This is a genomic window from Halalkalibacter lacteus, from assembly GCF_036663595.1.
Lineage (GTDB): Bacteria > Bacillota > Bacilli > Bacillales > Bacillaceae_D > Halalkalibacter > Halalkalibacter lacteus.
In genome coordinates, this window is sequence record NZ_JAWRVL010000035.1 from 1 (window position 1) to 23,517 (window position 23,517).

25 protein-coding genes, 1 rRNA gene and 1 riboswitch are annotated in these 23,517 nt (G+C 38.4%); of the genes, 17 read left to right on the top strand and 9 right to left on the bottom strand.

Annotated features, from left to right (window positions below; genetic code table 11):
* Window positions 1–77, top strand: a 5S ribosomal RNA gene (gene rrf, locus SAZ04_RS23570); the annotation flags it as partial.
* A 332-nt stretch (window positions 78–409) separates the two neighbouring features.
* Window positions 410–1,618: an ROK family transcriptional regulator gene (locus tag SAZ04_RS18675; RefSeq protein WP_332698044.1), complete on the top strand. Its 1,209-nt coding sequence runs from the start codon at window positions 410–412 to the stop codon at window positions 1,616–1,618.
* A 246-nt stretch (window positions 1,619–1,864) separates the two neighbouring features.
* On the opposite strand, the gene SAZ04_RS18680 is transcribed toward SAZ04_RS18675, so the two are convergent.
* Window positions 1,865–2,908 carry a lactonase family protein gene (locus SAZ04_RS18680; protein WP_332698046.1) on the bottom strand — a complete coding sequence of 348 codons (1,044 nt, stop codon included), beginning with the start codon at window positions 2,906–2,908 and terminating at the stop codon, window positions 1,865–1,867.
* Between the two features lie 164 nt (window positions 2,909–3,072).
* Between SAZ04_RS18680 and SAZ04_RS18685 the strand changes: the two genes are divergently transcribed.
* From SAZ04_RS18685 to SAZ04_RS18695, 3 genes are all read left to right on the top strand, one after another.
* Window positions 3,073–3,909 carry a tyrosine-type recombinase/integrase gene (locus SAZ04_RS18685; RefSeq protein WP_332698048.1) on the top strand — a complete coding sequence of 279 codons (837 nt, stop codon included), beginning with the start codon at window positions 3,073–3,075 and terminating at the stop codon, window positions 3,907–3,909.
* A 167-nt stretch (window positions 3,910–4,076) separates the two neighbouring features.
* Window positions 4,077–4,475, top strand: coding sequence for a hypothetical protein (locus SAZ04_RS18690; RefSeq protein WP_332698050.1), 399 nt, complete (start codon window positions 4,077–4,079; stop codon window positions 4,473–4,475).
* Complete coding sequence (locus SAZ04_RS18695; RefSeq protein WP_332698052.1) at window positions 4,476–4,754, top strand: hypothetical protein; 279 nt, start codon at window positions 4,476–4,478, stop codon at window positions 4,752–4,754.
* 201 nt (window positions 4,755–4,955) lie between these two features.
* Here SAZ04_RS18695 and SAZ04_RS18700 read toward each other — a convergent pair whose 3' ends face one another.
* On the bottom strand, window positions 4,956–5,585 hold the full coding sequence (locus SAZ04_RS18700; RefSeq protein ID WP_332698054.1) for a restriction endonuclease: 630 nt from the start codon (window positions 5,583–5,585) through the stop codon (window positions 4,956–4,958).
* 315 nt (window positions 5,586–5,900) lie between these two features.
* Here SAZ04_RS18700 and SAZ04_RS18705 point away from each other — a divergent pair, with 315 nt between their 5' ends.
* Together SAZ04_RS18705 and SAZ04_RS18710 are read left to right on the top strand one after the other, a co-directional pair.
* The gene (locus SAZ04_RS18705) at window positions 5,901–6,557 is read left to right on the top strand and encodes a restriction endonuclease (RefSeq protein WP_332698056.1); all 657 of its coding nucleotides are present in this window, start codon (window positions 5,901–5,903) and stop codon (window positions 6,555–6,557) included.
* A 53-nt stretch (window positions 6,558–6,610) separates the two neighbouring features.
* On the top strand, window positions 6,611–6,745 hold the full coding sequence (locus tag SAZ04_RS18710) for a hypothetical protein (protein ID WP_332698058.1): 135 nt from the start codon (window positions 6,611–6,613) through the stop codon (window positions 6,743–6,745).
* A 139-nt stretch (window positions 6,746–6,884) separates the two neighbouring features.
* Here the strand turns inward: SAZ04_RS18710 and SAZ04_RS18715 are convergent, their stop codons facing one another.
* The gene (locus SAZ04_RS18715; protein WP_332698060.1) at window positions 6,885–8,438 is read right to left on the bottom strand and encodes an ABC-F family ATP-binding cassette domain-containing protein; all 1,554 of its coding nucleotides are present in this window, start codon (window positions 8,436–8,438) and stop codon (window positions 6,885–6,887) included.
* A 239-nt stretch (window positions 8,439–8,677) separates the two neighbouring features.
* Between SAZ04_RS18715 and SAZ04_RS18720 the strand changes: the two genes are divergently transcribed.
* The 5 genes from SAZ04_RS18720 to ytkD all read left to right on the top strand — a co-directional run bounded on the left by SAZ04_RS18720 (window position 8,678) and on the right by ytkD (window position 12,961).
* Window positions 8,678–9,856 (top strand): MalY/PatB family protein, encoded by a 1,179-nt coding sequence (locus tag SAZ04_RS18720; protein ID WP_332698062.1) that lies wholly within the window; start codon window positions 8,678–8,680, stop codon window positions 9,854–9,856.
* Window positions 9,857–9,893: 37 nt separating this feature from the next.
* The gene (sda, locus tag SAZ04_RS18725; RefSeq protein ID WP_332698064.1) at window positions 9,894–10,043 is read left to right on the top strand and encodes a sporulation histidine kinase inhibitor Sda; all 150 of its coding nucleotides are present in this window, start codon (window positions 9,894–9,896) and stop codon (window positions 10,041–10,043) included.
* 555 nt (window positions 10,044–10,598) lie between these two features.
* Window positions 10,599–11,090: a YwpF family protein gene (locus SAZ04_RS18730; protein WP_332698066.1), complete on the top strand. Its 492-nt coding sequence runs from the start codon at window positions 10,599–10,601 to the stop codon at window positions 11,088–11,090.
* Between the two features lie 117 nt (window positions 11,091–11,207).
* Window positions 11,208–12,416 (top strand): bacillibactin exporter BcbE, encoded by a 1,209-nt coding sequence (gene bcbE, locus SAZ04_RS18735; RefSeq protein WP_332698068.1) that lies wholly within the window; start codon window positions 11,208–11,210, stop codon window positions 12,414–12,416.
* Between the two features lie 65 nt (window positions 12,417–12,481).
* Window positions 12,482–12,961, top strand: a complete 480-nt coding sequence (gene ytkD / locus SAZ04_RS18740) for an RNA deprotection pyrophosphohydrolase (RefSeq protein WP_332698070.1) — start codon at window positions 12,482–12,484, stop codon at window positions 12,959–12,961.
* 188 nt (window positions 12,962–13,149) lie between these two features.
* Here the strand turns inward: ytkD and SAZ04_RS18745 are convergent, their stop codons facing one another.
* Genes SAZ04_RS18745 through SAZ04_RS18755 form a run of 3 tightly spaced genes read right to left on the bottom strand, consistent with a single transcriptional unit; the run spans window position 13,150 to window position 15,719 of the window.
* Window positions 13,150–13,950, bottom strand: a complete 801-nt coding sequence (locus SAZ04_RS18745; RefSeq protein WP_332698072.1) for an ABC transporter permease — start codon at window positions 13,948–13,950, stop codon at window positions 13,150–13,152.
* Window positions 13,934–14,707: an ABC transporter ATP-binding protein gene (locus SAZ04_RS18750; RefSeq protein ID WP_332698074.1), complete on the bottom strand. Its 774-nt coding sequence runs from the start codon at window positions 14,705–14,707 to the stop codon at window positions 13,934–13,936. The genes SAZ04_RS18745 and SAZ04_RS18750 overlap by 17 nt, the downstream gene beginning before the upstream one ends.
* A gap of 13 nt (window positions 14,708–14,720) precedes the next feature.
* Complete coding sequence (locus SAZ04_RS18755; RefSeq protein WP_332698076.1) at window positions 14,721–15,719, bottom strand: ABC transporter substrate-binding protein; 999 nt, start codon at window positions 15,717–15,719, stop codon at window positions 14,721–14,723.
* Between the two features lie 138 nt (window positions 15,720–15,857).
* On the opposite strand from SAZ04_RS18755, the gene SAZ04_RS18760 reads away from it, so the two are divergent.
* Both SAZ04_RS18760 and SAZ04_RS18765 read left to right on the top strand, forming a co-directional pair.
* A complete protein-coding gene (locus SAZ04_RS18760) occupies window positions 15,858–16,655 on the top strand; it encodes an alpha/beta hydrolase family protein (protein ID WP_332698079.1) in 798 nt (265 codons plus the stop codon).
* A gap of 45 nt (window positions 16,656–16,700) precedes the next feature.
* Complete coding sequence (locus SAZ04_RS18765; protein WP_332698080.1) at window positions 16,701–17,522, top strand: alpha/beta fold hydrolase; 822 nt, start codon at window positions 16,701–16,703, stop codon at window positions 17,520–17,522.
* An 88-nt stretch (window positions 17,523–17,610) separates the two neighbouring features.
* Here the strand turns inward: SAZ04_RS18765 and SAZ04_RS18770 are convergent, their stop codons facing one another.
* A complete protein-coding gene (locus SAZ04_RS18770; protein ID WP_332698082.1) occupies window positions 17,611–18,141 on the bottom strand; it encodes a phosphatase PAP2 family protein in 531 nt (176 codons plus the stop codon).
* A gap of 372 nt (window positions 18,142–18,513) precedes the next feature.
* On the bottom strand, window positions 18,514–20,094 hold the full coding sequence (pckA, locus tag SAZ04_RS18775) for a phosphoenolpyruvate carboxykinase (ATP) (RefSeq protein ID WP_332698084.1): 1,581 nt from the start codon (window positions 20,092–20,094) through the stop codon (window positions 18,514–18,516).
* A gap of 319 nt (window positions 20,095–20,413) precedes the next feature.
* Between pckA and SAZ04_RS18780 the strand changes: the two genes are divergently transcribed.
* The 3 genes from SAZ04_RS18780 to SAZ04_RS18790 all read left to right on the top strand — a co-directional run bounded on the left by SAZ04_RS18780 (window position 20,414) and on the right by SAZ04_RS18790 (window position 22,907).
* A complete protein-coding gene (locus tag SAZ04_RS18780) occupies window positions 20,414–20,788 on the top strand; it encodes a hypothetical protein (protein WP_332698086.1) in 375 nt (124 codons plus the stop codon).
* Window positions 20,789–21,039: 251 nt separating this feature from the next.
* A riboswitch (SAM riboswitch) is annotated at window positions 21,040–21,151 on the top strand.
* A gap of 162 nt (window positions 21,152–21,313) precedes the next feature.
* Window positions 21,314–22,519 (top strand): methionine adenosyltransferase, encoded by a 1,206-nt coding sequence (gene metK, locus SAZ04_RS18785; protein WP_332698088.1) that lies wholly within the window; start codon window positions 21,314–21,316, stop codon window positions 22,517–22,519.
* Between the two features lie 232 nt (window positions 22,520–22,751).
* Window positions 22,752–22,907 (top strand): DUF1540 domain-containing protein, encoded by a 156-nt coding sequence (locus tag SAZ04_RS18790; protein ID WP_332698090.1) that lies wholly within the window; start codon window positions 22,752–22,754, stop codon window positions 22,905–22,907.
* 81 nt (window positions 22,908–22,988) lie between these two features.
* On the opposite strand, the gene SAZ04_RS18795 is transcribed toward SAZ04_RS18790, so the two are convergent.
* A complete protein-coding gene (locus SAZ04_RS18795) occupies window positions 22,989–23,513 on the bottom strand; it encodes a gamma carbonic anhydrase (RefSeq protein WP_332698092.1) in 525 nt (174 codons plus the stop codon).
* Window positions 23,514–23,517: the final 4 nt, after the last annotated feature.

A 23,517-nucleotide genomic window follows, 5' to 3' on the forward strand; every position in this document is an offset into this window, starting at 1 on the left:
CCGAACACGGTCGTTAAGCTCTTTTGCGCCGATGGTAGTTGGGGGCTTCCCCCTGCAAGAGTAGGACGTTGCCAGGCGTTAAAAGACAATCCGATTGGATTGTTTTTTTTTATGCGCATAAACTTAATTCGCAAGGCACTGAAAAGCTCTGGTTCACTGAAGCAGCATCTTCCTCGAATGAGCCGATGGTTATATCGGAGTGTACTTCTTGAAATACTACATTACATGTCATCCTCATACCATTTGAAACAAACATAAAAGCTTACCCGACTAAGGCAAGAAACAGCAACTATTTGGCAAATAAATGTGCAAAAACTCGAGAAAGATACCCGATACGAAATAGAATGTTTGTACGAAAGATTTGATTCATGTAAAATTTAAAGAAAAGTCTGAAGAAGGAGAGAAATGGATGTCTGTAACAGGTAGCTTTCAACTAATGAAATCATTAAATCGTTCGTTGATATTAAACATAATTCGTTTGAACGGACCGATATCCAGAGCTGAAATAGCAAAAAGAACAAAATTAACGCCACCAACGGTTACCAATCTTGTAACGGAACTATTGGATTCTAAATTAGTAAGAGAAAGTGAGATTGGCATTTCAAAAGGAGGCAGAAAACCCATTCTGCTAACAATTGACTGGAAAAGCTCTTATGTGATCGGTCTAGATGTAGGAGGGCACCGTGCTACAGCTGTTTTGACAGATTTAAATGCGGAGATTGAACTTCAACAAATGCAATCGCTTCCTGAGCAATTAACGGTAGAAAGCCTACTTCAATTTCTGATTACTATGATTGACAACCTAATAAAAGACTCCGGAATTCCGAAAAAGAAAATACTAGGCATTGGAATTGGAATGCATGGAATCGTCAATCATAGCAAAGGGATGGGGGTCTTTGCGCCGAATTTCAAACTAAGAAATATACCGATTAAAGATGCAATGCAGACACAATTTTCTATCCCTACTTTTGTTGAAAATGACGCTAGAGCTCTCACACTTGGAGAATCATGGTTTGGCAATGGCATCGGATTTGAGAACATCATTTGTGTCAACCTAGGTGTTGGAATTGGGGCGGGTATCATTTTACAAAATGAGCTATTTCATGGAAGAGATGGAATTGCAGGTGAAATCGGGCATACAATCGTCGATCTAAACGGTTCAAAGTGTTCTTGTGGGAGTTATGGTTGCTTACAAACTGTAGCTGGAGGAGGAATTCTAAAGCAACGTGTAATCAAAGAGTTATCTTTAGGGAGACAATCGATAATCCAGGATAAGGTCAATGTGAGTGGTGGAAAGATAACAGGAGAGTTGATCCATCAATGTGCGATAGAAGGAGATCCTTTAGCAATTGAAATGCTTGCTGAAACAGGGAGGTTGCTAGGGATAGGCTTAACGAATATGATTAATTTTATGAACCCTGACCGGATTATTGTTGGGGGAGGCGTAGCAAAAGCGAAAGAATTCATTTTAAATCCTCTTAAGGACGTAGTTAGAAGTCGAGCGTTAACACCAGAAGCTAGAGAAACAGAAATTGTTTTATCAAAATTAGGTGATCAAGGTACTGTAATTGGAGCTGTTACGTTAGTTTTAAAAAATTTATACACTCACTCTTATTAGTAAAGGTGAGTGTATCAATCGATCCAAAGTAGAAAGGGCTGACTAGTTAAATTTGTAGTCAGCCCTTTTTATTTAAAAAAATTTAAAAAATTTGAGTGAATTAAAAGAAGTATAAAAGCCCATTCAAGGATGGAAATGTCCCCCTCACGTTGCAAGCCTTTTAGGAGAAAAGTACACCGAAAAGGCTTAAAGTCATAGCAACGGCTCCACTCATTATTGCATCAAAAGCCTGCTGCGTCGTTTTTCTTATGAAGAAAATACAACACATACGGGATTTGGAACAGAAATCGAAACACCGGTTTTTGTGAGCTTTCCTGTTTCTTGATCAATTGCGTATTGAATAATGTTGCTTGTATTTTGGTTTGCTACTAGAAGAAATTTACCTGAAGGGTCAATCGTGAAATCTCGTGGAAATGCCCCTTCTGTAGAAGTATGATCAACAAGAGTTAGTTTTCCTGAATCTGAATCAATACTAAATACAGCAATACTATCGTGCCCTCGGTTAGACGCATACAAGTATTTTCCATCAGCTGAGATTTTTATCGCACCACCAATGCTTTCCTCACTGTAATCGGCTGGAAGGGAGGATATGTATTGAATGTCGTTAAAAGTTCCAGCTTCTGAGTCATAACGTAGCGCGATCACTTCTGAACTAAGTTCTCCGTTTACATAAGCAAGTTTCTGATTTGGGTGAAATTGAATGTGCCTTGGGCCTGTCCCTGGTTTAAATGTATACTTACTGTACGGCAGAATTGTACCATTGTTAACATGATATATTCCCATTTGATCTGTCCCGAGATCAACGACACATAAATACTTTTGGTCTGGTGTAAGACCGGAAAAATGTGCATGTGGTTTTTCTTGTCTGTCATGAGGACCACTACCTTCATGTGTAACAGTAGAAGTATGAGAAGTGAGTGCTCCATTATCAGCTAACTTGTAAGCAATCGCAGTACCTTTATGATAGTTTGCTGAGAAAAGATAGTGATTGGTTTCATCTAAACTAACATGGCAAGGTGGGCTACCGTCCAAAACTTCATAATTTATTAATTCAAGTTGCCCGTTAGCTTGAATAGAGTAAGCACCAACACCACCTTGAGTTTCAAGCTTGATAACAGAATATAGATAGTTATTGTCCTTACTAATTGTTAAGTAAGTAGGGTTTTCTAGCTCAGCAGATACTTCTACTCCATCAACTTCCCCAGTAGAAGCATCCATTGTAAAATGATAAATTCCTTTGCTCTCTCCGTTGGTATAAGTTCCAACATAAGCAGTTAATTTAGTCGCCATCGTATGTTCCTCCTTAATCTTCATTCCTAGTTAACTATATCACAGCGAGAAAACTCACGCATGTATCTATAAAGTACCAAATGACAATTTTTGAATTTGTTGCGCGGAACTTGACTTTTTTTCAAGAGCTTATTATAGTTATGTTAGTTAGGGGGGAATTCATTTTGGATAAAAAATGCGCTGGAACCACAAAAGACATTCTTGATTCTTTTGCTGTCTATCTCTCTCATAAAGGAAGATCTGAGAATACTATTAAGACGTATTGTGGTGTAATTGAATCCTACGCGAATTGGCTAGATGGTAATCAGAAAGCAATTCAAAACCTTACTAAACAAGATATTCAATCGTATATTGACTATTTAGAATCAGAAAACCGTAGTGTGTCAACTATTAATAAAATTTTTAATACCATTAACACCTTCGTTAAATCAATCGACTTACCAGAAATGACTGATAATGTTAACCGTTCACAAAAGAAAATTGATTATGTTGCCCCAGAGGTGTTAAGAGAAGAAGAATTGCACGCACTCCTGAAACGTGCGAAAGCTGATTCAAGTAAGCGAAATGTCGCTATTGTTTACACGCTTTTGTATACAGGTGTTCGAGTCTCTGAACTTTGTATGTTAAATAAAGAAGACATTCAATTAAACTATAAAAGCCAGACGGGTCAAATAAAAGTGAGAAACGAAACACAAGGCAATGAAAGAATCATCCCTCTTACGAAAGAGCTTGTTCACAAGCTACATGAGTATCTTACAAGTAGGCAAGATGACTGTGATGCATTATTTTTATCTAATTATCAAAAACGGATCGCAGCTCGCACAGTTCAGCACATGTTGAAAGAGGAATATGGTGTTTATCCTCACAAGCTTCGTCATACGTTTTGCTTTGATCTAGTCCAAAAAGGTGTTGATCTCTCAATTGTAGCTCAACTTTCTGGACACTCAGATGTCAATGTGACGAAACAATACATGTTAGATATCAACGATACAGTCAATTAATATAATGATATAGATACCTAGCCCTAATGTTGATTTGATGATCAGGATTAGGGCTAAATTTGTTAATAAATTGTTCTGCGAGAAAGCAGTAATTTGATAACCATTTAGGCAACTTTCCCATACACTGTTACAAACATGGTTTCTTTGGAATAGGGGTGTAGAAAGAAGTGTCAAATAGTAAGAATGACATTCAAGTTGTATATCGGAAAGACCTGAAACATTGTCATATGCAGGAAGTATATTGGTCTAAAATATCGAGTGGCATTGGAGAGATAAGTACAAATCATGATGCAGCAATCGATCCAGGAAACAAATTGTTTCAACAAGTAACAGGGACAGAAATAATGGTTACAACAAGAGCCAATCAACTAACCTTTTTAGGACAGCAGTTTCGTCCAATTTTCTATGGAAAGGTTGTTTATGTCACAAATGGATATATTACGTTAGATCCAGTTAAAGTCGAATTACCGGATAAAACAGAGTATTATTTTACAACCCCGCTTCATTTTCCGATTGAACGAATTTCTAACTTTGCCCCGTATCGGCTAAAAGAAAGGAAGAAGTGAATGAAACGAGAGCCGAACGTACCAATTGCAGTCATTCGTCAAAGAGCGTTATATAATGCGTTACGAGAAGCTATTGGAAAACGGATTTTTCTATTATCAGCGTTATTTCCGTTTATGATCGTAGGGAATGTATGGAGTGTGAAAGAAGATTTTGTTTTTATAGAGGTTAGTTCATCTCAATCAAAGAAGCTTGAAAATGAAATGGTTCGTCTTAAAATAGATGATATTGAGGTTTTTTATTTTGAAGGAGATGGCCCAAAAATTCAAACGACATCGTAAAGGTGCTGATTACGTAATCAGCACCTTTTATTTCGAAAGGATATTTTGAAAATATATGTACAAATAAAGCCAACTATTGCTTAATCTTGGCTTAATTTAGTTGACAAGCAATACTGATTGTAAGGAAGACGTTTATCATCTATGTAAGACGAGCATCAATCGATTCTTTTGATAGATAAAATGAAAGTGGAAACACATTTATTACGAGTCACTTTTTATTTCTTCATTCATAAACAAAGTTCGTACACGTTGAATAAAGCGGTGACTTCTTTTTTGTCGTAAAAAAGCATCAAGCATGGCATCGAGTGAGTCGCGATCAATAAGCGTGACTTTGTTTGCTCGTGCTACTTGTTTCGCGGCTTTAGTAAAATGACGATTTGTCACAATGATTGATCGTTTCGCTTGGTACATCTCTTTGCAGGCAATCGCTTCTTGGATGAAACTAGATCCGACATTATTGCTCTGGCGTTTAGTATGAACGATCGCTTTTAATCCTTTTTTGCGAAGAATGAGGTTCGCTGTTGATTTACGATTTTGTTTGGTTTTGTTTACTGAATAGCCTTGACGTTGAAAGATCGGTACGAGTAACTGGTTAAATTCAGGATCTGATATTTCATCTATATTTAGTAAACTTGTTGAGAGATGCTTGGAAACAAACTTGGATGTTTTTATTAAATACGTAACACCGATCGCTGATAGAATAAACGCAAGGACAAAGCCAAATAGTGTTAGATTATAGTTATATAATTGAACAAGAAAGTAGGTAATGACAAAGAGAATCGTTGGTAAGAATCGATAACGCTTTTTACGTTTAGGTGTTGATATAGACATGCGTTTTACGCCTCCCTTATACGGATTAATATGTAGTTTACCCATTGTTGGTATTTATATGTAATTTTTCAATAAATGTGGTTGGATTTTTCCCATTCATGAAGTTCGAAGCCATTCTTTGATTGCTATTTACTTAATTACTCTCATTTTATGACCATTGAAAGAAGGCAATATATCAGGAGCAAGGAGTAGCGGGAGTAGACCAAGCTGTGGTACGTTGAAGTAGTAAACGGGGCATGACCCCGTTTACAAACGGATGTTTGCGTTTTTTTCTTATCGCTCGTATGATAAGTAGAAAGGAAAGGAGTTGTCTGTGTGAGCGAGATACTTTCTACATGGGGAAGTTCAACAGCGATTATTTTATTGTGTTTGTTGACGATCATCATCGTAGTAGCGGTTGTTTTACATATTCGTAAGAAGAAACGTTTTGATGTTGGGAAAATTACGATGGCAGATATCGATCAAATGTCTGGGCATGAATTTGAAGATTATTTATATGTGTTGTTTGTTGCTCTTGGGTACGAGGAAACCTTTTTAACGAAGAAAAGTAGGGACTTTGGTGCTGATTTGATTTTCCACGATTGTTCAGACATACAAACCGTTGTGCAGGCGAAGCGATTAACAGAAAAGCTTGGTTTAGATGCTGTGCAAGAAATATACGCAGCAAAAGCATACTATCAAGCAGATAAAGCAGTAATCATTACCTCTACTAATCAAGTATCCGATCCATGCCGAAAACTAGCAGCGGCTACACAAGTGAGCATAGTTGATCGCGATGACTTAAAAGAAGTCATAAGTTATTTTAAACGTGGTCGGTTATCTGACGCACAGTCAATCATTGAAATGCCTTTTAATGAGATAGCGTATAACGCTGTAGATAGTCTCGATGATATCCTCGATCATCAACGAGGTATGATTAAAGCGGGGGACTATTATTATAAGCTTACAGTTCGGACAAAACGAAGCAGTTAGACGCATAGGACAACTTCTAATCCGCATATGGTTGGATAAAGGGGGATGTGCTTATGCTAAAGGGCGTTGATTGGCAAATGATCGCATTTGTTGGAGGGTCATTATTGCAAGAGTACCTACGCTTTACGCATTTACCACGAATTTATTATTTTAAAGAAGAAGACGATGAAGATGACCGAGTCGCTTAATAGGCTCGGTCATCTTCATCGTAAATTAGTGGCGTTTTTTGCTCCATCTCACGTCCTCGCTCTTGGAAACAATCAACGACATCATCTAGAATCCCCGGTGAAATAAGGGGTTAGACCCTTTGGTTTTGAGTCAACCTCCTTAAATGATCTTTGTAGTCCAAGATTCGCAGTTCCAAACGTCCGTAACAATGTCTTGGTAGAATTCGGGTTCATGACTAATTAATAGAATGCTACCTTTATAAGATATTAAAGCGCGCTTTAATTCACCTTTTGCGTCGACATCTAAATGGTTTGTTGGCTCATCTAAAACAAGTACATTTGTTTCGCGATTAATCAATTTACAAAGTCGAACCTTTGCTTTTTCTCCACCGCTTAGAACAATAACCTTGCTTTCAATATGCTTAGTCGTTAGTCCACATTTAGCAAGTGCAGCACGAACTTCAGCTTGAGTAAGTGACGGGAATTCTTGCCATACTTCTTCAATACAAGTATTATCAGGATCTTTCGCTTCTTGTTCAAAATAACCAATCTCTTGATAATCGCCACGCTCAACAGAACCTGTTACAGGAGAGGTCAAACCAAGAATACTTTTCAGTAATGTCGTTTTCCCAATTCCATTTGCCCCCACAAGAGCTATCTTTTGACCACGTTCCATAGTTAAGTTTAAAGGACGTGAAAGTGGTTCGTCATATCCAATGACCAGATTCTTTGTTTCAAATATAAGCTTGCTTGTCGTTCGAGCTTCTTTGAAGTTGAATTGTGGTTTTGGTTTTTCATGCGCAAGTTCAATCATATCCATTTTATCAAGCTTCTTTTGACGAGACATCGCCATGTTACGTGTTGAAACACGAGCTTTATTACGAGCAACAAAATCTTTTAATTGTGCTACTTCTTGTTGCTGTCTTTTATAAGCTGCTTCAAGCTGAGACTTTTTCATTTCGTGGACTTCTTTAAAATGATCATAATCACCAACATACCGATTAAGTTCTTGGTTTTCCATGTGATAAATTAAATTAATTACACTATTTAAAAACGGAATATCATGCGAAATTAATATAAAGGCATTTTCATATTCTTGTAAGTAGCGCTTTAACCATTCGATGTGTTGCTCATCTAAATAGTTTGTCGGCTCGTCCAGAAGAAGAATATCCGGCTTTTCAAGTAAAAGCTTAGCTAGTAGAACTTTTGTACGTTGACCGCCGCTTAGCTCCGTAACATCACGGTCAAGGCCAACATCATCTAAGCCTAGACCTCTAGCGACCTCTTCTACTTTCGCGTCGATAGTATAAAAATCGTTGTTCGTTAACGTATCTTGAATAATCCCAACGTCTTCAAGCATCTTTTCGAGTTCTTCAGGAGTAGCATCACCCATTTTGTCATACATAGCTGTCATTTCTGCTTCAAGGTCAAACATATATTGAAATGCGCTTTTTAATACATCTCGCATTGTCATTCCACGTTCTAACACAGTATGTTGATCTAAGTAACCAACACGAACTTTCTTGGACCATTCTACTTTTCCTTCATCTGGCATTAATTTACCAGTGATTATATTCATAAATGTCGATTTCCCTTCACCATTAGCACCGATTAAACCAATGTGCTCGCCCTTTAGTAAACGGAATGATACATCTTGGAATATCGCACGGTCGCCAAAGCCATGACTTAGGTCTTTAACTGTTAACACACTCATTCGAAACACCTATCCTTATAAAAAATTCGTACTTTTTTGCTTTTTTCATCTTATCATAAGAGAGGGTGAAAGTCTGTTTGGAATTGGACTTTGTAGATGAATGTATTTTCCAGAAGTTCATTAAAAAATTAAAATGAAAAAGGATTCTAGTAGTATTCGTTGAATAGTAAACATTGACCTAAGTGCAGAAAAATTATTTAATGGGGGTAATGTGTTTTATTAGGAAGGAAGTGTAAGTAGTGAGTAAACGATTTGATGAGGTAATTGAACGTCGTGGTACTAATTCAATGAAATGGGATATGACAAAACAACGTTTCGGTAATGAAGATCTATTGCCAATGTGGGTAGCAGATATGGATTTCCGAGCACCACAAGAGGTGTTGGATAGCCTACATGCAACAGTCGAGCATGGGATATTCGGTTACACTGCCCATTCTAAAAGTGTCGACAAGGCAGTTCAAAGCTGGTTAAAGAGAAGGTATAAATGGGAGATTCAAGCGAATTCGCTTATATATACATCAGGAATTGTTCCAACGATCAGCTTTATTATTCAAGCATTTACTGAACCTGGTGACCAAGTCATCATTCAAACTCCAGTATATTATCCGTTTTATGATGTAGTAAAAAAGAATAACCGAGAGCTAGTTAAGAATCCACTTGCATTTGATGGTGATCATTATGATATGGATTTTGAACAACTTGAATCAGCGATCACTGAGAAGACAAAGATGATTGTTCTTTGCCATCCTCATAACCCTGTTGGACGAGTTTGGAAGCGAGAGGAACTAGAACAACTGGCTGCTATTTGTGAAAAACATGATTTACTTCTCGTCTCAGATGAGATTCATGCTGACTTGTTGTTTAAAGGGCATAAACATATTCCTTTTGCATCGATTAATGAAGATGCTGCTAGTCGTACCTTTACTTGTTTGGCACCGAGTAAAACGTTCAACCTAGCTGGAATACAAACATCGTATGTCGTTGTTGAAAATGAACAATTACGTGTGAAACTAGCCAATCACCTGTCCAATTCTTTTGCAAATTCAGTCAGTTCATTTGCTGAAGTTGCTACGGAAGCAGCTTATACACATGGGGAAGCTTGGTTAGAAGAATTAATGGACTATGTAGAAAAGAATTATGAATTTGTACGTCAGTATGTAACAGAACATATGCCAAAGTTACGAGTAATGGACTCTGAAGGCACGTACCTTTTATGGTTAGAGTGTTCCAAACTACCATTCACTCCATCTGAGCGAAAAAAATGGCTTGTAGAAGAGGCTGGCGTCGCTTTGAATCATGGCCCTATTTTTGGTGAAGAGGGAAAAAGTTTTGAACGAATTAATTTAGCGTGCCCAAGAGCAACGTTACAAGAAGGTCTTGATCGTATAAAAGAAGCCTACGAGGGTCGTGGCTTTTAACTGTTTAAATATTTAAAAAGTAGGGTGAAAGGATAAAATGGATAGGTTGGAATATTCAGTTTTATTAGAAGCATATGAGCGTGCAATTGAATTAAAATTAGAGGAAGACTTTATTCAACTATTACGAGAAGAAATCAATGGACGGAAAAGTATGTTGCTACACAAAAAAACAAAAATGTATGTGTAAGAGCTTGAGCGTAGCGAGAGAAGCCATTGCATAAAAAGTCAAAAAGGGGCGATTTTCGAGGCCACTGAAAAAGTTAAAAAGCAACCTTTTTCAGTGGCCTCCGATTTTCCCCTTTTTGATCAAGCTACCTATTGGCCACACTCTTTTTAATGGCAAAAGATATAGGGTTAGTTCGCTTTTTATAGAAAAATAGGCATTATTTTTTCATATTAATAAGCTTGAACACATACATTGACAGAGTGACACCATAACAGTTGAGAAAAATCGACAAAGGAGACATTTACTTTATGCTAGTAGAAAATCTATATGAGGTACTTGTAGACGAATGTAAATGTAAGCTGAGGAGAGACCTAACTAGTGAAGAGGTGGAGCTCATTAAATGGATCCAAGAAAGACAATTTGAATTGTACTTTCAAAGGATTAAAAGTTCATGAATATGGTTCAAGAGGCATTTCTTTTCGCTGCTTTTTTTAGCTGTTTGAAGAAAGCCTCTTTATTTTGAAAACACGACTTGGTATGATTTAATAAATGTAAGAGAAAGGGGGAGAGCATTGCATGAAAACATTTAAGCTCTACTCGATTAGTTTGCTTGAAGGTAAAGATGGAAATGTTCATCAAAAAATGATTCCAATAGAAGATGGTCTTATCATTAACATGGAAAACAAGCAACAAACATGGTATATTGAGGCTGTAATCAGTCACGATTATTATGATTACTTTAAAAAGGTGAAAGATCAAGATGGTCATATTCTTGTTGATGTTATTATAACAAGTAAAGACAATCATCCAGCAGCAATGATTACGAGCGTTCAGACGTTAACGGAGTTATCGGAATCTGTAAGTGTATTACTGGAGGCAAAGCTAGCTTTAAAGAAAGATGTCATCATTGAAGATGTATTAAAGGATTTAGTGGGACAAGGCTTTTCTGAGAAACGGTTACTGCAAGAATTTAAAAACAAGATGGAGAATTTAGCTGCTCATCCCCAAGGTGCATTGAAAACAATTTATCGTTCAATTAAAGAAAGTGGACACTATAAACTACAATAAAGAATTAACATCTATTCACGTGGATAGGTGTTTTTTTTTTGCGTATAGAACGTGAACTGTTCCTCATACTAACAAAGTATTTATATTTAAGAGATTAAGGAACGGGGGAGCCTTTATATGCAAGGAAAGGATAAATGGGCTATTTTCTCGATTTCATCCATTCCACTTGTCATGACATTAGGAAATTCAATGCTTATTCCTGTGTTACCTGAAATCGAGAAAGAACTAGGAATTAGTGCTTTTCAAGTAAGTATGCTCATCACAGTCTATTCTGTTGTGGCAATTCTTTGCATCCCGATTGCAGGATATATTTCCGACCACATAGGGAGAAAGAAAGTCATTATTCCAAGCTTAATTATTGCCGGTTTAGGGGGATTTATATCTGGGTTTGCGGGTTGGCAAATGGAAAATCCATACGGTATGTTGATTATTGGTCGACTTTTACAAGGTGTTGGAGCGGCAGGAGCAATGCCAATTGTTTTACCATTAGTTGGTGACATGTACAAAGATCAGAACGATGTAAGCAAAGGACTTGGTATGATCGAAACTGCGAATACGTTAGGGAAAGTTTTAAGTCCTATACTTGGTGCAGCATTAGCTCTTGTCGTTTGGTATATGCCACTTTTGTCAATTCCAGTTTTCTGTTTTATTTCTATCATTGCGATGCTTTTTTTAGTGAAGGTTCCGCCAATGAGTGGAGAGGCAGTTGGGTTTAAAGATTTCGTCAAAATAACAAAGGTCATATTCAAGCGGGAAGGTCGTTGGTTGTATGCTGTTTTTGCAATTGGAGGCATTCTAATGCTTGTTATATTCGGTGTTCTTTTTTACTTATCATCTATGCTTGAAGATACATTTCAAATTGAAGGAATAAAAAAGGGTATTATTTTAGCCATTCCATTAGCAGCTTTATGTGCTGCTTCTTTTGCAACAGGAAAAGTAATCGGTCAGGATAAGCAAAAAATGAAATGGTATACAGTAGCTGGTTTGGCGATATTAACGATTGCCATTTTTACTGTATCGTTCTCAAAAGATATTTATTTGTTGCTCACCTGTCTTTTCGCTAGTGGGGTCGGGATAGGAATTGCCCTTCCTTGTCTTGATGCACTGGTAACAGAAGGGATTGAGATGAAACAAAGAGGAACGATTTCATCATTATATAGCAGTATGCGTTTTGTTGGAGTGGCTTCAGGACCACCGATTTTCGCGGTGTTAATGAAAACATCTCATTTTTTTATGTTTTTTTTAAATTCAATATTATGTCTAATCGCTCTTGTTATCGTCTTAATTGCTATAAAACCAGAATCAGTGAAACCAACGTGGGGATAAAAAGGTTTCACTTCAAATTTTTCATCGGTATACTGGGGGTATAGATAAGGGGAGAGGCGAGTGACATGTATCAATTTGTTGATCAAAACGGTTGTCGGGTAAGATTAGTGTTTGATGAAACTGGTTTTGGTAAAGACATTGAACATATTTGGGTTGTGTGTCGTTATAAAGACAAATGGCTTGTAACAAGCCATCAATCGAGAGGGCTTGAATTTCCTGGAGGGAAAGTGGAACGTGGGGAAACGTTACCTGAAGCGGCCAATCGTGAAGTGTGGGAAGAAACAGGAGCGGAAATTAAATCATTGCACTACATTGGGATGTATGAAATCACATGTAAAGACCATGTAATGTATAAAACGATTTATTTTGCTGAAATATCGAAATTGGTAGCAAAAGATTCTTATCATGAAACAAATGGTCCGGTGCTTCTTGAAGAATTACCAAGCTCAATTAAGACGGATCCAGCATTCAGTTTTATCATGAAAGATCAAGTACTTCCTTACACATTAGAACAAATAAGTAAGAAACAACTTATTGAGTTATAGGGTCCGCCCTACAAGCTGAATTCGAAACGGGAAGGACGTTTCAAATTCAGTTATTCTGGGTGAGAGAGGTTAAAGGTAGGGAGGTAAGAAAAACTAAGACCTCCGCCTGAGTTCGTTCTTCGGTCGAGGGATGATTGGGGCTGAGATAGGTTTTCTTTTTTAGGTGGTCTGGCGGAGGTCAAGTTTTTCTAAAATCTTTTTAACATTTGTTTTTCTAGAATTTCAACTATTTTATACATAACTGTTGCTAGTATGGCGATGATTAGCAGGCTCATGAGGACGAGGGTGAAGTTGAATACTTGGAAGCCGTAAATGATTAGGTACCCGAGTCCTTTTTTTGAGACTAAAAATTCGCCGACGATTACTCCAACCCAGGCTAACCCTACATTAACTTTTAATGTGGAGATGATGGTTGGGAGTGTTGCTGGGAAAATAACATATTTAAACGTTTGGTGTTTGGTTGCTCCAAATGTATTCATTACTTTTAAGTAGTTATGATCGACTTCCCGAAAAGCGGTAAAGACAACCATTGTTGTAATGACAACCGATATAAGGGCTCCCATAGCAATGATTGATGTAAATCCTGGACCAAGACCAACAATTAAGATGGGTCCGAGTGCCACTTTCGGCATAGAATTTAAAACAACTAAATACGGGTCAAGAACTTTGGAAATAAAACGTGACCACCATAATACAGCTGCCAGCAAGGTACCAATTCCTGTTCCTAACATAAAGCCCAGTAATGTTTCAAATAGCGTTACGGAAGCATGGGTAAATATAGAACCATCTCCGATTCGAGTGATAAGTAGATCCCATATTCTTGATGGCATACTAAAGAGTAGCGGATCGACCCAGTGTTTTCTAGCAGCTAGTTCCCAAAAGGAAAAAAACGAGACAAGTATGCTAAGCTGAACAGCAAGAACACGTCTGTTTTCACGTTTTAGAGAGGACAAGTACTTCCGGTGTTCTGTTTCAACTTGTTGTTGCAAGGCTCTCCATCTCCTTCCAAATGATCTGAAATTGATCGTTATAATGAACATGCTGTCTAGCCTCAAAGGGGAGACTAGTTGCAATCTCAGAAGGTAGTTCAAAGATACGATGGATGTGACCTGGTCTTGGAGATAATAAAACGACTCGGTCTGACATCGCTATCGCTTCACCAATATCATGGGTGACGAGAATAGCTGTTTTGTTTTCTGATTTTAACGTTTGAAATACGAGATCTTCTAGCTTCAACTTTGTTTGATAATCAAGGGCCGAAAAAGGTTCGTCAAGAAGCATAAGCGTTGGATTAGTAGCGAGCATTCGGACTAAAGCAACACGCTGACGCATCCCACCAGACAGCTGATTCGGATATAAATCCTTTTTGTCAGCGAGACCTAGTTGCTCTAACCACTTTAATGCTTCGATTTTTGTAGTTTGAGAAAAGGTTCCGCGGATTTTTTGCCCTAGTGTAATATTGTCCTCAATGCTCCGCCACGGGAATAAGTAGTCTTGCTGAAGCATATATCCGATATTTGCTTTCGCATGCTTAGACTCTTTGTTTCCGATCGTTACGTGACCAGATGTTGGTGATAGAAGACCTGCAATAATGGAGAGTAACGTTGTTTTACCGCACCCACTTGGTCCGAGAATGGAGATGAATTCTCCATCCTCGACAGTCAATGAGATTGATTCAAGTGCTAACATAGCATCACGTTTCGTTAAATAAGCCATCGATACATCATGCAATTGTAAGGTTGACATGTAAATCAGCCTCCTAATTTGTAACACTCTCAGCAATCGATGTATTCACTAATTCTAAGTATTCAACTTGTTGCGGAAGTTCACCAGCTTCATCCATAATGAGTTGTAAATTATCCCATGCATCTGATTGTAGGAGTGGAGAGGTTGCATAGGACCCTTGTGTGCGATAGCGATCTATGACTTGTGCAACAAGTTCAACATCTGTATCTTCAAAAAAATCAACAATGGCCTCGGCAACAACGTCTACTGGTTGTTCGTCAACCCACTTTTGTGCTTTATAGAGTGCACGAGTAAAAGCTTCAAGCTTTTCTTCTTCTGCGTTAATGTAACTTTGTTTAGTCATGAAGACCGTATATGGAACGTTGCCTGACTCCGCACCAAAGGAAGCTACGATGTGGCCGATACCTTCGTTTTCAAATAAGGTAGCTTGTGGTTCAAATAATTGAACAAAATCACCTGTACCTGAGGCGAATGCACTTGGGATATTTCCAAAGTCAATGTTTTGAATGAGGTTCAAATCTTGGTGTGGATCAATTCCATTAAGCTTAAGAACATGTTCACCGACCATTTGTGGCATCCCACCTATTCGTTGACCAAGGAATGTACTTCCTCGCAAGTCATCCCAGTCAAATGAATCAAATTTTTCACGAGAAACGAGAAAGGTACCATCGGATTTTGTTAATTGCGCAAAATTGATGGCAGGATCTGTAGCTTGTTGAGCGTAAACGTAAATCGATGTTTCTGCACCTACTAAAGCGACATCGGCTCCGCCCGACAGCAAGGATGTCATTGTATTGTCGCCGCCCCACGTTGTTGTTAGGTCAAGGTCAATGCCTTCTTCTTCAAAAAAACCTTGTGAAATGGCTACATACAATGGTGCGTAAAAAATGGAGCGTGTGACTTCCGATACGCGAATCGTGTCCTTGTTGCTTCCTCCAAAGGAACAAGAGCTAATTGCAACTATGAGAACGAGGGATAAGAGCAATAGGGTTGTTTTTTTTAAAACGTTCATGACTTTCATCTCCTTAGAGTTTGTGGGTAGATATGATAGTGTATGTCAGAGATGAAAAATGTGTGTTTGCCCATTTTTAAAAGAGATGCTTAAAGATAAAAACGCCCTTTTTGAACATCCTCTAGAAAGGATAAAAACATGAATATGATCGAAAAAATTCGATTACCTTCACCACATCCGCGTATTCACCTTTTTCTTGTTTCATATATGAGTAGTGGTTATCTCGTGAAAGGGTATATGGCAATCCCGCAATGGGGAAAGCAACTACCTGGACTGCTGTATTTAAGAGGAGGAATAAAAAGCGTTGGAATGGTACGAATACAAAGAGTTATTCAATGGGCTGCTGAAGGAATGGTTGTCATTGCACCATTTTACCGAGGAAACAAAGGAGGACAAGGGCAGGAAGATTTTTGTGGAAACGACCGAGAAGATGCTTTTTCAGCGTTTGACTTAATGAAAAGTCTTCCTCAAGTGGATCCTGACTCTCTTCATATACTCGGGTTTTCTAGAGGTGGGGTGATGGCGCTTTTAACTGCAATTGAGCGACCAGAAACAAATTCAGTCATTTGTTGGAATGGCGTAACAGATATGGTACTAACGTATGAGGAAAGAATTAAATTACGGAGAATGATGAAACGAGTGATTGGTGGCACTCCGAACAAATACCCAAAAAGATATGCGTGGAGAACGCCATTGTTGTCCGTTTCAAAAATAAGAGCACATGTCTTACTTATTCATGGAGAACAAGATGAGCATGTTTCAATTGAGCATGCATACCGATTAGAAAAAGCCTGCAAAGCCTCAGGTGTGACGGTTTCATCTTGGTATTATCCGACTTTTTCGCACCATTTTCCTATGAAAGAACAACGTAAGATTCTTTCAAGTGCTGCGGCTTGGATGAAAGAACGTGTACATCATAGTATGGGACGACAGTAAATAACAAATACTACCTTTACATAACTAAAATGGAGTTGTATAAAGGTGACAATTTCTCACATTCAAAAAGAAACGATTTCCATCGGAGATGTAACGATTTATTGTGAATATGTATTAAATGGGAAACCACCGATTTTATTAATTCATGGCTTTGTTTCTTCCACCTATACATTTAACCGACTGATGCCTTTATTAACAAGAGAATTTTCTGTTATTGCTGTTGATCTACCTGGCTTTGGAAGAAGTGAAAAATCGAAAACGTTTATCTATTCGTTTACTAATTACGCCAAGCTTATTGCTGAATGCATTCAGTATTTTAAGCTAGAGAATGTGACGATTGTGGGTCATTCTATGGGGGGACAAATTGCGTTATATACAGCAAAATTAGCTCCTAGTAAAGTCGAAAAAATGATTTTATTATGTAGTTCTGGTTATTTAAAAAGTGCTAAAAAACCGTTGATCTATTGTTCATACTTGCCATTTTTTCGATTTTTAGTAGAGCAGTATATTCGAAAGAAAGATGTTAAGAAAAGTTTAGAAAATGTATTTTATAATAAGACATATATTACAGAGGAGTTAATGCGAGAGTTTTCAAGGCCATTAACTGAAAAAGACTTCTATACATCGCTATTAAGGCTGTTAAGGTATCGTGAAGGTGATTTAACTAGTGAGCAGTTAAGCAAAATACAAGTACCTACCTTGTTAATTTGGGGCGAAGAGGACAAAGTTGTTCCTCTTGAAATTGGAAAGAGGTTGGTTCAAGACTTACCAAACGCCGAGCTCATTATGTATGAAAAAACGGGTCATTTAGTTACCGAGGAGCGTCCCAATGAACTTTATCATCACATTCTTTCGTACATCTCCTAATGAATGATTCCGTTAAGAAGGAGAAATGGCTTCATCATTACTTAAAGGGAGACTCAAAAGGTAGAAAAAACCTTTTGAGTCTCCCTTTTCACACATATATATAATAGACCGCAAGAATAGCGCTGATCGTTCCAAGTAAGGCTCCAATAAAACAGTCTGTTGGATAATGCAAGCCCACATACATTCTTGATACGCCTACAAGGGACGCAAGAGGAATAACGCTTAATGCTAGAAGTGGAGAATGGAGCGCAAATACAACTGCAATGGAAAAAGCGGCAGTCGTGTGACCGGATGGAAATGAATAGTCTTTTAATGGATTTCGGCATATATTGACATTAGGTAAAGTAAGATAAGGGCGTTTGCGGCCTGATAGTTTCTTAATAATTTGAACAGCAACAAAACTTAAGCTTAAAGATATAAAGGCGTCAATTGCCCAGTAACGTACATCATTTGCAAATATGAGCATGATGAAAAAAAGCAATGATAGTGAGAAGCCTGCCCCACCAAGATGAGTAATTTTTGGGAAGAAAACGTCTAACGTTTTGCATCTCCACTGTTGATTTACGACGAAAAATACTCGATCGTCATTTGTGGATAACCAGTTCGCAATTCGATTCATAGAAAACACTCCATCAAGTAAGATTCAATACGATACTCTGGAACTACCATTATTATAGTATCATTCTTTTGAGCTCATGTTGATAGAATGTTGATTTTTTAAAAGATAAGAATTTATCAAATGTAATTCAAAGAAGCGTGAAAGCCTACCGATAGAAGGACAATGGCTCACAAGCTGCACGTCGGACGAGAAGAACCCCACTTGTCGTTATACTTTAAAATAGGCAGTGGCTCTGCTCATTGGAGAAGGCTATGAAGATGTAATCAATAGGACGAAACAACTATATTCAGCTTGAAGGAGGGTCAATATAAGATAAGAAGGTCTGGCCCAACTTATATAAGTTGGGCCAGACCTTTTTTTGTGTATATGGATTTACTTTGGACCAGCTTTTTTTATGCGATCGCTAATAGAAGTAAATTTGGTGAAATTTTGTTTGAAATTAGTAGCAAGTTGTTGTGCTTTTGCATCATATGCATCTTTATCATCCCATGTATCACGAGGTTGCAGAACGTTATCAGGAACACCTGCACAATGAAGAGGAATGTGTAAGCCAAAGATAGAATCTGTAACAGTTTCTACTGTCCGTAATTCTCCTGATAGAGCAGCTTGAACCATTGCACGCGTATATTTTAAGTTCATTCGTTCGCCTACTCCAAATGAACCACCAGACCAGCCTGTATTTACAAGGTATACATCGACATGATGCATTTCAATCTTTTCCCCTAACATTTCTGCATAACGAGCAGCTGGGAGCGGTAAAAATGGTGCACCAAAACAAGTTGAGAAGGTTGCTTCTGGCGATGTCACGCCACGCTCGGTTCCAGCTAACTTACTCGTGTATCCAGACAAGAAGTGGTACATTGCCTGTTCTTTTGTTAGCTTACTAATAGGCGGTAGAACACCAAATGCATCAGCTGTAAGAAAGATGATCGTGTTGGGGTGTCCAGCTACACTTGGTGCTAATGCGTTTGGAATAGCCTCAAGTGGATAAGCAGCTCTCGTATTTTCTGTTAAACAAGTATTATGATAATCTGGTTGGCCTGTCTGCTTATTTAGAATGACATTTTCAAGAACAGAACCGAAACGGATTGCATTCCAGATTTGAGGCTCTTTCTCCTCTGTGAGGTTAATGCATTTTGCGTAACAACCACCCTCGATATTAAACACACCAGTACTTGACCAGCCATGCTCATCATCACCGATTAATGATCGATGTGGATCTGCTGAAAGCGTTGTCTTTCCTGTGCCAGATAATCCGAAAAATAAAGCTACATCTCCTTCATTGCTCGTATTTGCTGAACAGTGCATCGACAGGACGTCTTGCTCTGGAAGTAAGTAGTTCATAATGGAGAAAATCGACTTTTTCATCTCGCCTGCATATTCTGTACCACCTATTAAAACAATACGTTCTTCAAATGACACAATAACAAATGCTTCGGAACGAGTGCCATCAATGGCTGGATTTGCTTTAAACGATGGTGCTGAAACAATCGTGAAGGCCTTCTTTTCATTATTATATTTTATTTCTGTTGGCCTAATAAATAGTTGGCGAGCAAACACTTGGTGCCACGCGAATTCGTTGATTACTTTTAAAGGTAAGCGGTATAAATCGTCTGCACCTGCATACCCATCAGAGACAAACAGTTCCTTGCGGTTACCTAGATGTTCGATTACTTTATGGTATAGAGAGGTGAAGACTTCTTTCTCAATTGGTTGGTTCACAGTTCCCCAGTCAATCTTGTCTACAACACATGATTCTTTGACAATGAATTTGTCCAGAGGGGAACGCCCTGTGTACGCGCCAGTTTCAACACTAAGTGCACCTGTTGAAGTCAATGTCCCTTCACCACGTATTAAAGATTTTTCGATTAGTGAGGAGATTGGTAGATTAAGGTGAACATTGTCTTGATTCACTAAATTGGCTAATTCTGATTTTAGGCTTATTGTTTCCATTGTCGCAAAATCCTTTCTTTTACATAAATTAGTTACCATTTTTTATAAAACTTGTTTATTAGTATAACACATTAAGTTTAATAGTCTATACTATTATAAAATTTTTTCAAATGTGCTAGTGAATCAAACATCTTTATAAAAACAAGCGTGAGCCTATTCTTTCATCGCCCCTTTCAGAGGGGGCGCTTCATCAAGTCACTTCTTAAAAGTTGGGTCATGTAAGCAAGGAAGAATGATAAGTGTAAATACGAATGACGTTCCTATTTTTAGTTTCTATGCATACGATGTAGCTAAAAGGAAGGAAAGGAGGCGTTTGTGTTTGGACCAAGTATCAATGCTTGATTTGGCGACAGTTTCCGCAGTTGTTGCAGCTCTTGTAACTGTGATCGGAAATGCATTTGGTGTTGAAAAGCAGTATCGGGCTCTTTTGGCAATTGGTATAGCTGGTATACTTTGGTTTATCCCAAGAGAATGGGGAGAGCAAGTTTTAATGGCTTTGATAATCGGGCTGACCGCAAGTGGTGTGTATAGTCAAGTGAAACCGAGAGATAATGAAAATGAACTGATGAGAATGCAACTAAGAGAAGACATAAGGCAAGAGCAGGAACGAGAGCAAGAGCGCAAGCAGCGTGAAGAATTGCAACGTCAACGTCAGGAGGATCCAGAGCGTAGACGAGATGATACACCTTATTAGGAGGAGCGGAAAAAGATCGATTTTTACCTTTTTCAGTTTCCTCTTTATTAAGGTGAGGGGAACACGGAGCATAGATTCGAAAAATAGCTTACACACTATAGTATTAGAGTGACTATGCTAGTTCAGAGGATGGTCAAACGTATTCTGGCGTAGGACAATCAAAAAAAGATTCCCCTCTCTTTGCTAATCATTTTAGTGTGAACAGGTTGACAGCATACGACATGTGCGATATGATATGCGTCGAACGGATACTCTTATCCTGAGTAGGCGGAGGGACAGGCCCGAAGAAGCCCAGCAACCAACACTTGTAGCCATGAGTGAAAAGGTGCTAACCTGCAAGGCATTTGTCTTGAACGATAAGAGGCTAAAGGTAAACATTCAACCCTTTTCCTCTTTAGGAAAAGGGTTTTTATCGTTTATACGTCTTTACAGGTAGGTATTTCCCATTCGGTGGGGCATGAGTGCCGTCTCAAAGAAAGATACATGCTAGGAAAGTAGCAGTGTTTAAAGGAGGAAATGATTAGTATGACAGAATTGAAAAGCAGACGTTTATTTACGTCAGAATCTGTAACAGAAGGGCATCCTGATAAAATTTGTGATCAAATTTCCGATGCTATTCTTGATGCAATTTTAACAAATGATCCAAACGCCCGTGTTGCGTGTGAAACGTCGGTAACAACAGGACTCGTATTAGTAGCTGGAGAAATTACAACTAGTACGTATGTGGACATTCCAAAAATTGTCCGTGAAACAATTAAAGGAATTGGTTATACTCGTGCGAAATATGGTTTTGACTATGAAACGTGTGCGGTCCTTACATCAATTGATGAACAATCAGCTGATATTGCTCAAGGTGTGAACCAAGCACTTGAAGCACGTGAAGGACAAATGACAGATGAAGAAATTGAAGCAATTGGTGCTGGTGATCAAGGTCTTATGTTTGGGTATGCCAACAATGAAACAAAAGAGCTTATGCCGCTCCCGATTTCATTAAGCCATAAAATTGCGCGTCGTCTAACTAAAGTACGTAAAGATGAAATTCTACCATACCTTCGTCCTGATGGAAAAACGCAGGTGACTGTAGAATATGATGAAGATGGAAAACCTGTACGTATTGATACAATTGTTATTTCTACGCAGCACCATCCAGAAGTAACACTTGAACAAATACAACGTAATTTAAAAGAATATGTGATTAATCCGGTCGTTCCACAAGAACTGATCGATGAGAATACTAAGTATTTCATTAATCCAACTGGTCGCTTCGTCATTGGTGGACCTCAAGGCGATGCTGGTCTAACGGGACGTAAAATCATCGTTGATACATACGGTGGCTATGCTCGTCACGGTGGAGGAGCATTCTCTGGTAAGGATGCTACAAAGGTTGACCGCTCCGGTGCGTATGCAGCTCGTTACGTAGCAAAAAACATTGTTGCTGCAGGCCTTGCTGATAAATGTGAAGTTCAACTAGCTTATGCAATTGGTGTCGCGCGCCCAGTATCTATTTCAATTGATACATTTGGAACGGGCAAAGTATCTGAAGAATCTCTTGTTACGCTTGTTCGAGACAACTTTGATCTTCGTCCGGCTGGAATTATTAAAATGCTCGACCTTCGTCGTCCTATCTACAAGCAAACAGCAGCATACGGTCACTTCGGTCGTACAGATGTGGAATTACCTTGGGAGCAAACAGATAAGGCAACTGCTTTAAAAGAGCAAGCTGAACTATAAGAAATTAGAAGAGGCAGGCTCATGTGAGAGACTGTCTCTTCTTTTACTTAGAGGTTAGAATGACCGGAAAACACGAGCAATTGACCGGAAAAATATAGGAACTGACCGAGATAACGCATTAACAGACTGGAATGTCTAAAAAGCCATACAAAAGGACTCGCTTTTTTTACGAGTCCTTTTGTATGGCTTTTACCCCTTTTGGCCAAAATGTAAGTAAGAGGGGGTGAGTGATATGGCACAAGATGTGTTATGTGAAGTGAATAACTGTGTATATTGGTCTCAAGGTAACCAGTGTGATGCAGACAAAATTTATGTGGTAAGTCATACGGGTAAAGAAGCAGAGAAACAAGAAGAAACGGATTGTAAAACATTTGAAGCACAACATTAATCGTGAAAGAAAAAGAGCGACGCACTCGCTCTTTTCTTTTTCTATTATTGATAATAATAATCAATCTTATTCATACAGCAACTAATTTTTCATTTCTTCTTTGAGTTGTTTATAATATTGCCCTTTTTCTACATATTCACGTCGAATGCGTGCCATGTCATCAAGATCTTCTTGAGTTAGGCCACGGATGACTTTAGCTGGTCTGCCAAAAGCCATTGTATTAGCTGGAATCTTTTTACCAGGAGGGACAAGGCTGCCTGCTCCAATAAAAGCGCCCTCTCCAATCTCTGCACCATCTAGAACAATTGAGCCCATACCAATTAAGGCTTTTTTGCGAATTGTACAACTATGTAACATGACTTGGTGACCTACCGTTACATCATCTTCAATTATTAAAGGGTATTTCGGACTTTGATGGAGCATAGATTGATCTTGAATGTTAACACGATTACCGATCATTGTAGGTGATACGTCTCCTCGTATAACAGTTTGAAACCAAATACTTGATTCTTCCCCGATTGTAACATCACCAGTAATGGTAACACCATCTGCTATAAAGGCATTTTCAGCAATGACAGGGAATTTATCTTGATATCGATAAATCATATAG

Coding starts and splice junctions, on each gene's coding strand:
- SAZ04_RS18675 (WP_332698044.1), top strand. CDS start 410: ATGTCTGTAACAGGTAGCTTTCAACTAATGAAATCATTAAATCGTTCG.
- SAZ04_RS18680 (WP_332698046.1), bottom strand. CDS start 2,908: ATGGCGACTAAATTAACTGCTTATGTTGGAACTTATACCAACGGAGAG.
- SAZ04_RS18695 (WP_332698052.1), top strand. CDS start 4,476: ATGAAACGAGAGCCGAACGTACCAATTGCAGTCATTCGTCAAAGAGCG.
- SAZ04_RS18700 (WP_332698054.1), bottom strand. CDS start 5,585: ATGTCTATATCAACACCTAAACGTAAAAAGCGTTATCGATTCTTACCA.
- SAZ04_RS18710 (WP_332698058.1), top strand. CDS start 6,611: ATGCTAAAGGGCGTTGATTGGCAAATGATCGCATTTGTTGGAGGGTCA.
- SAZ04_RS18715 (WP_332698060.1), bottom strand. CDS start 8,438: ATGAGTGTGTTAACAGTTAAAGACCTAAGTCATGGCTTTGGCGACCGT.
- sda (WP_332698064.1), top strand. CDS start 9,894: ATGGATAGGTTGGAATATTCAGTTTTATTAGAAGCATATGAGCGTGCA.
- SAZ04_RS18730 (WP_332698066.1), top strand. CDS start 10,599: ATGAAAACATTTAAGCTCTACTCGATTAGTTTGCTTGAAGGTAAAGAT.
- bcbE (WP_332698068.1), top strand. CDS start 11,208: ATGCAAGGAAAGGATAAATGGGCTATTTTCTCGATTTCATCCATTCCA.
- ytkD (WP_332698070.1), top strand. CDS start 12,482: ATGTATCAATTTGTTGATCAAAACGGTTGTCGGGTAAGATTAGTGTTT.
- SAZ04_RS18750 (WP_332698074.1), bottom strand. CDS start 14,707: ATGTCAACCTTACAATTGCATGATGTATCGATGGCTTATTTAACGAAA.
- SAZ04_RS18755 (WP_332698076.1), bottom strand. CDS start 15,719: ATGAACGTTTTAAAAAAAACAACCCTATTGCTCTTATCCCTCGTTCTC.
- SAZ04_RS18760 (WP_332698079.1), top strand. CDS start 15,858: ATGAATATGATCGAAAAAATTCGATTACCTTCACCACATCCGCGTATT.
- SAZ04_RS18770 (WP_332698082.1), bottom strand. CDS start 18,141: ATGAATCGAATTGCGAACTGGTTATCCACAAATGACGATCGAGTATTT.
- pckA (WP_332698084.1), bottom strand. CDS start 20,094: ATGGAAACAATAAGCCTAAAATCAGAATTAGCCAATTTAGTGAATCAA.
- metK (WP_332698088.1), top strand. CDS start 21,314: ATGACAGAATTGAAAAGCAGACGTTTATTTACGTCAGAATCTGTAACA.
- SAZ04_RS18790 (WP_332698090.1), top strand. CDS start 22,752: ATGGCACAAGATGTGTTATGTGAAGTGAATAACTGTGTATATTGGTCT.
- SAZ04_RS18795 (WP_332698092.1), bottom strand. CDS start 23,513: ATGATTTATCGATATCAAGATAAATTCCCTGTCATTGCTGAAAATGCC.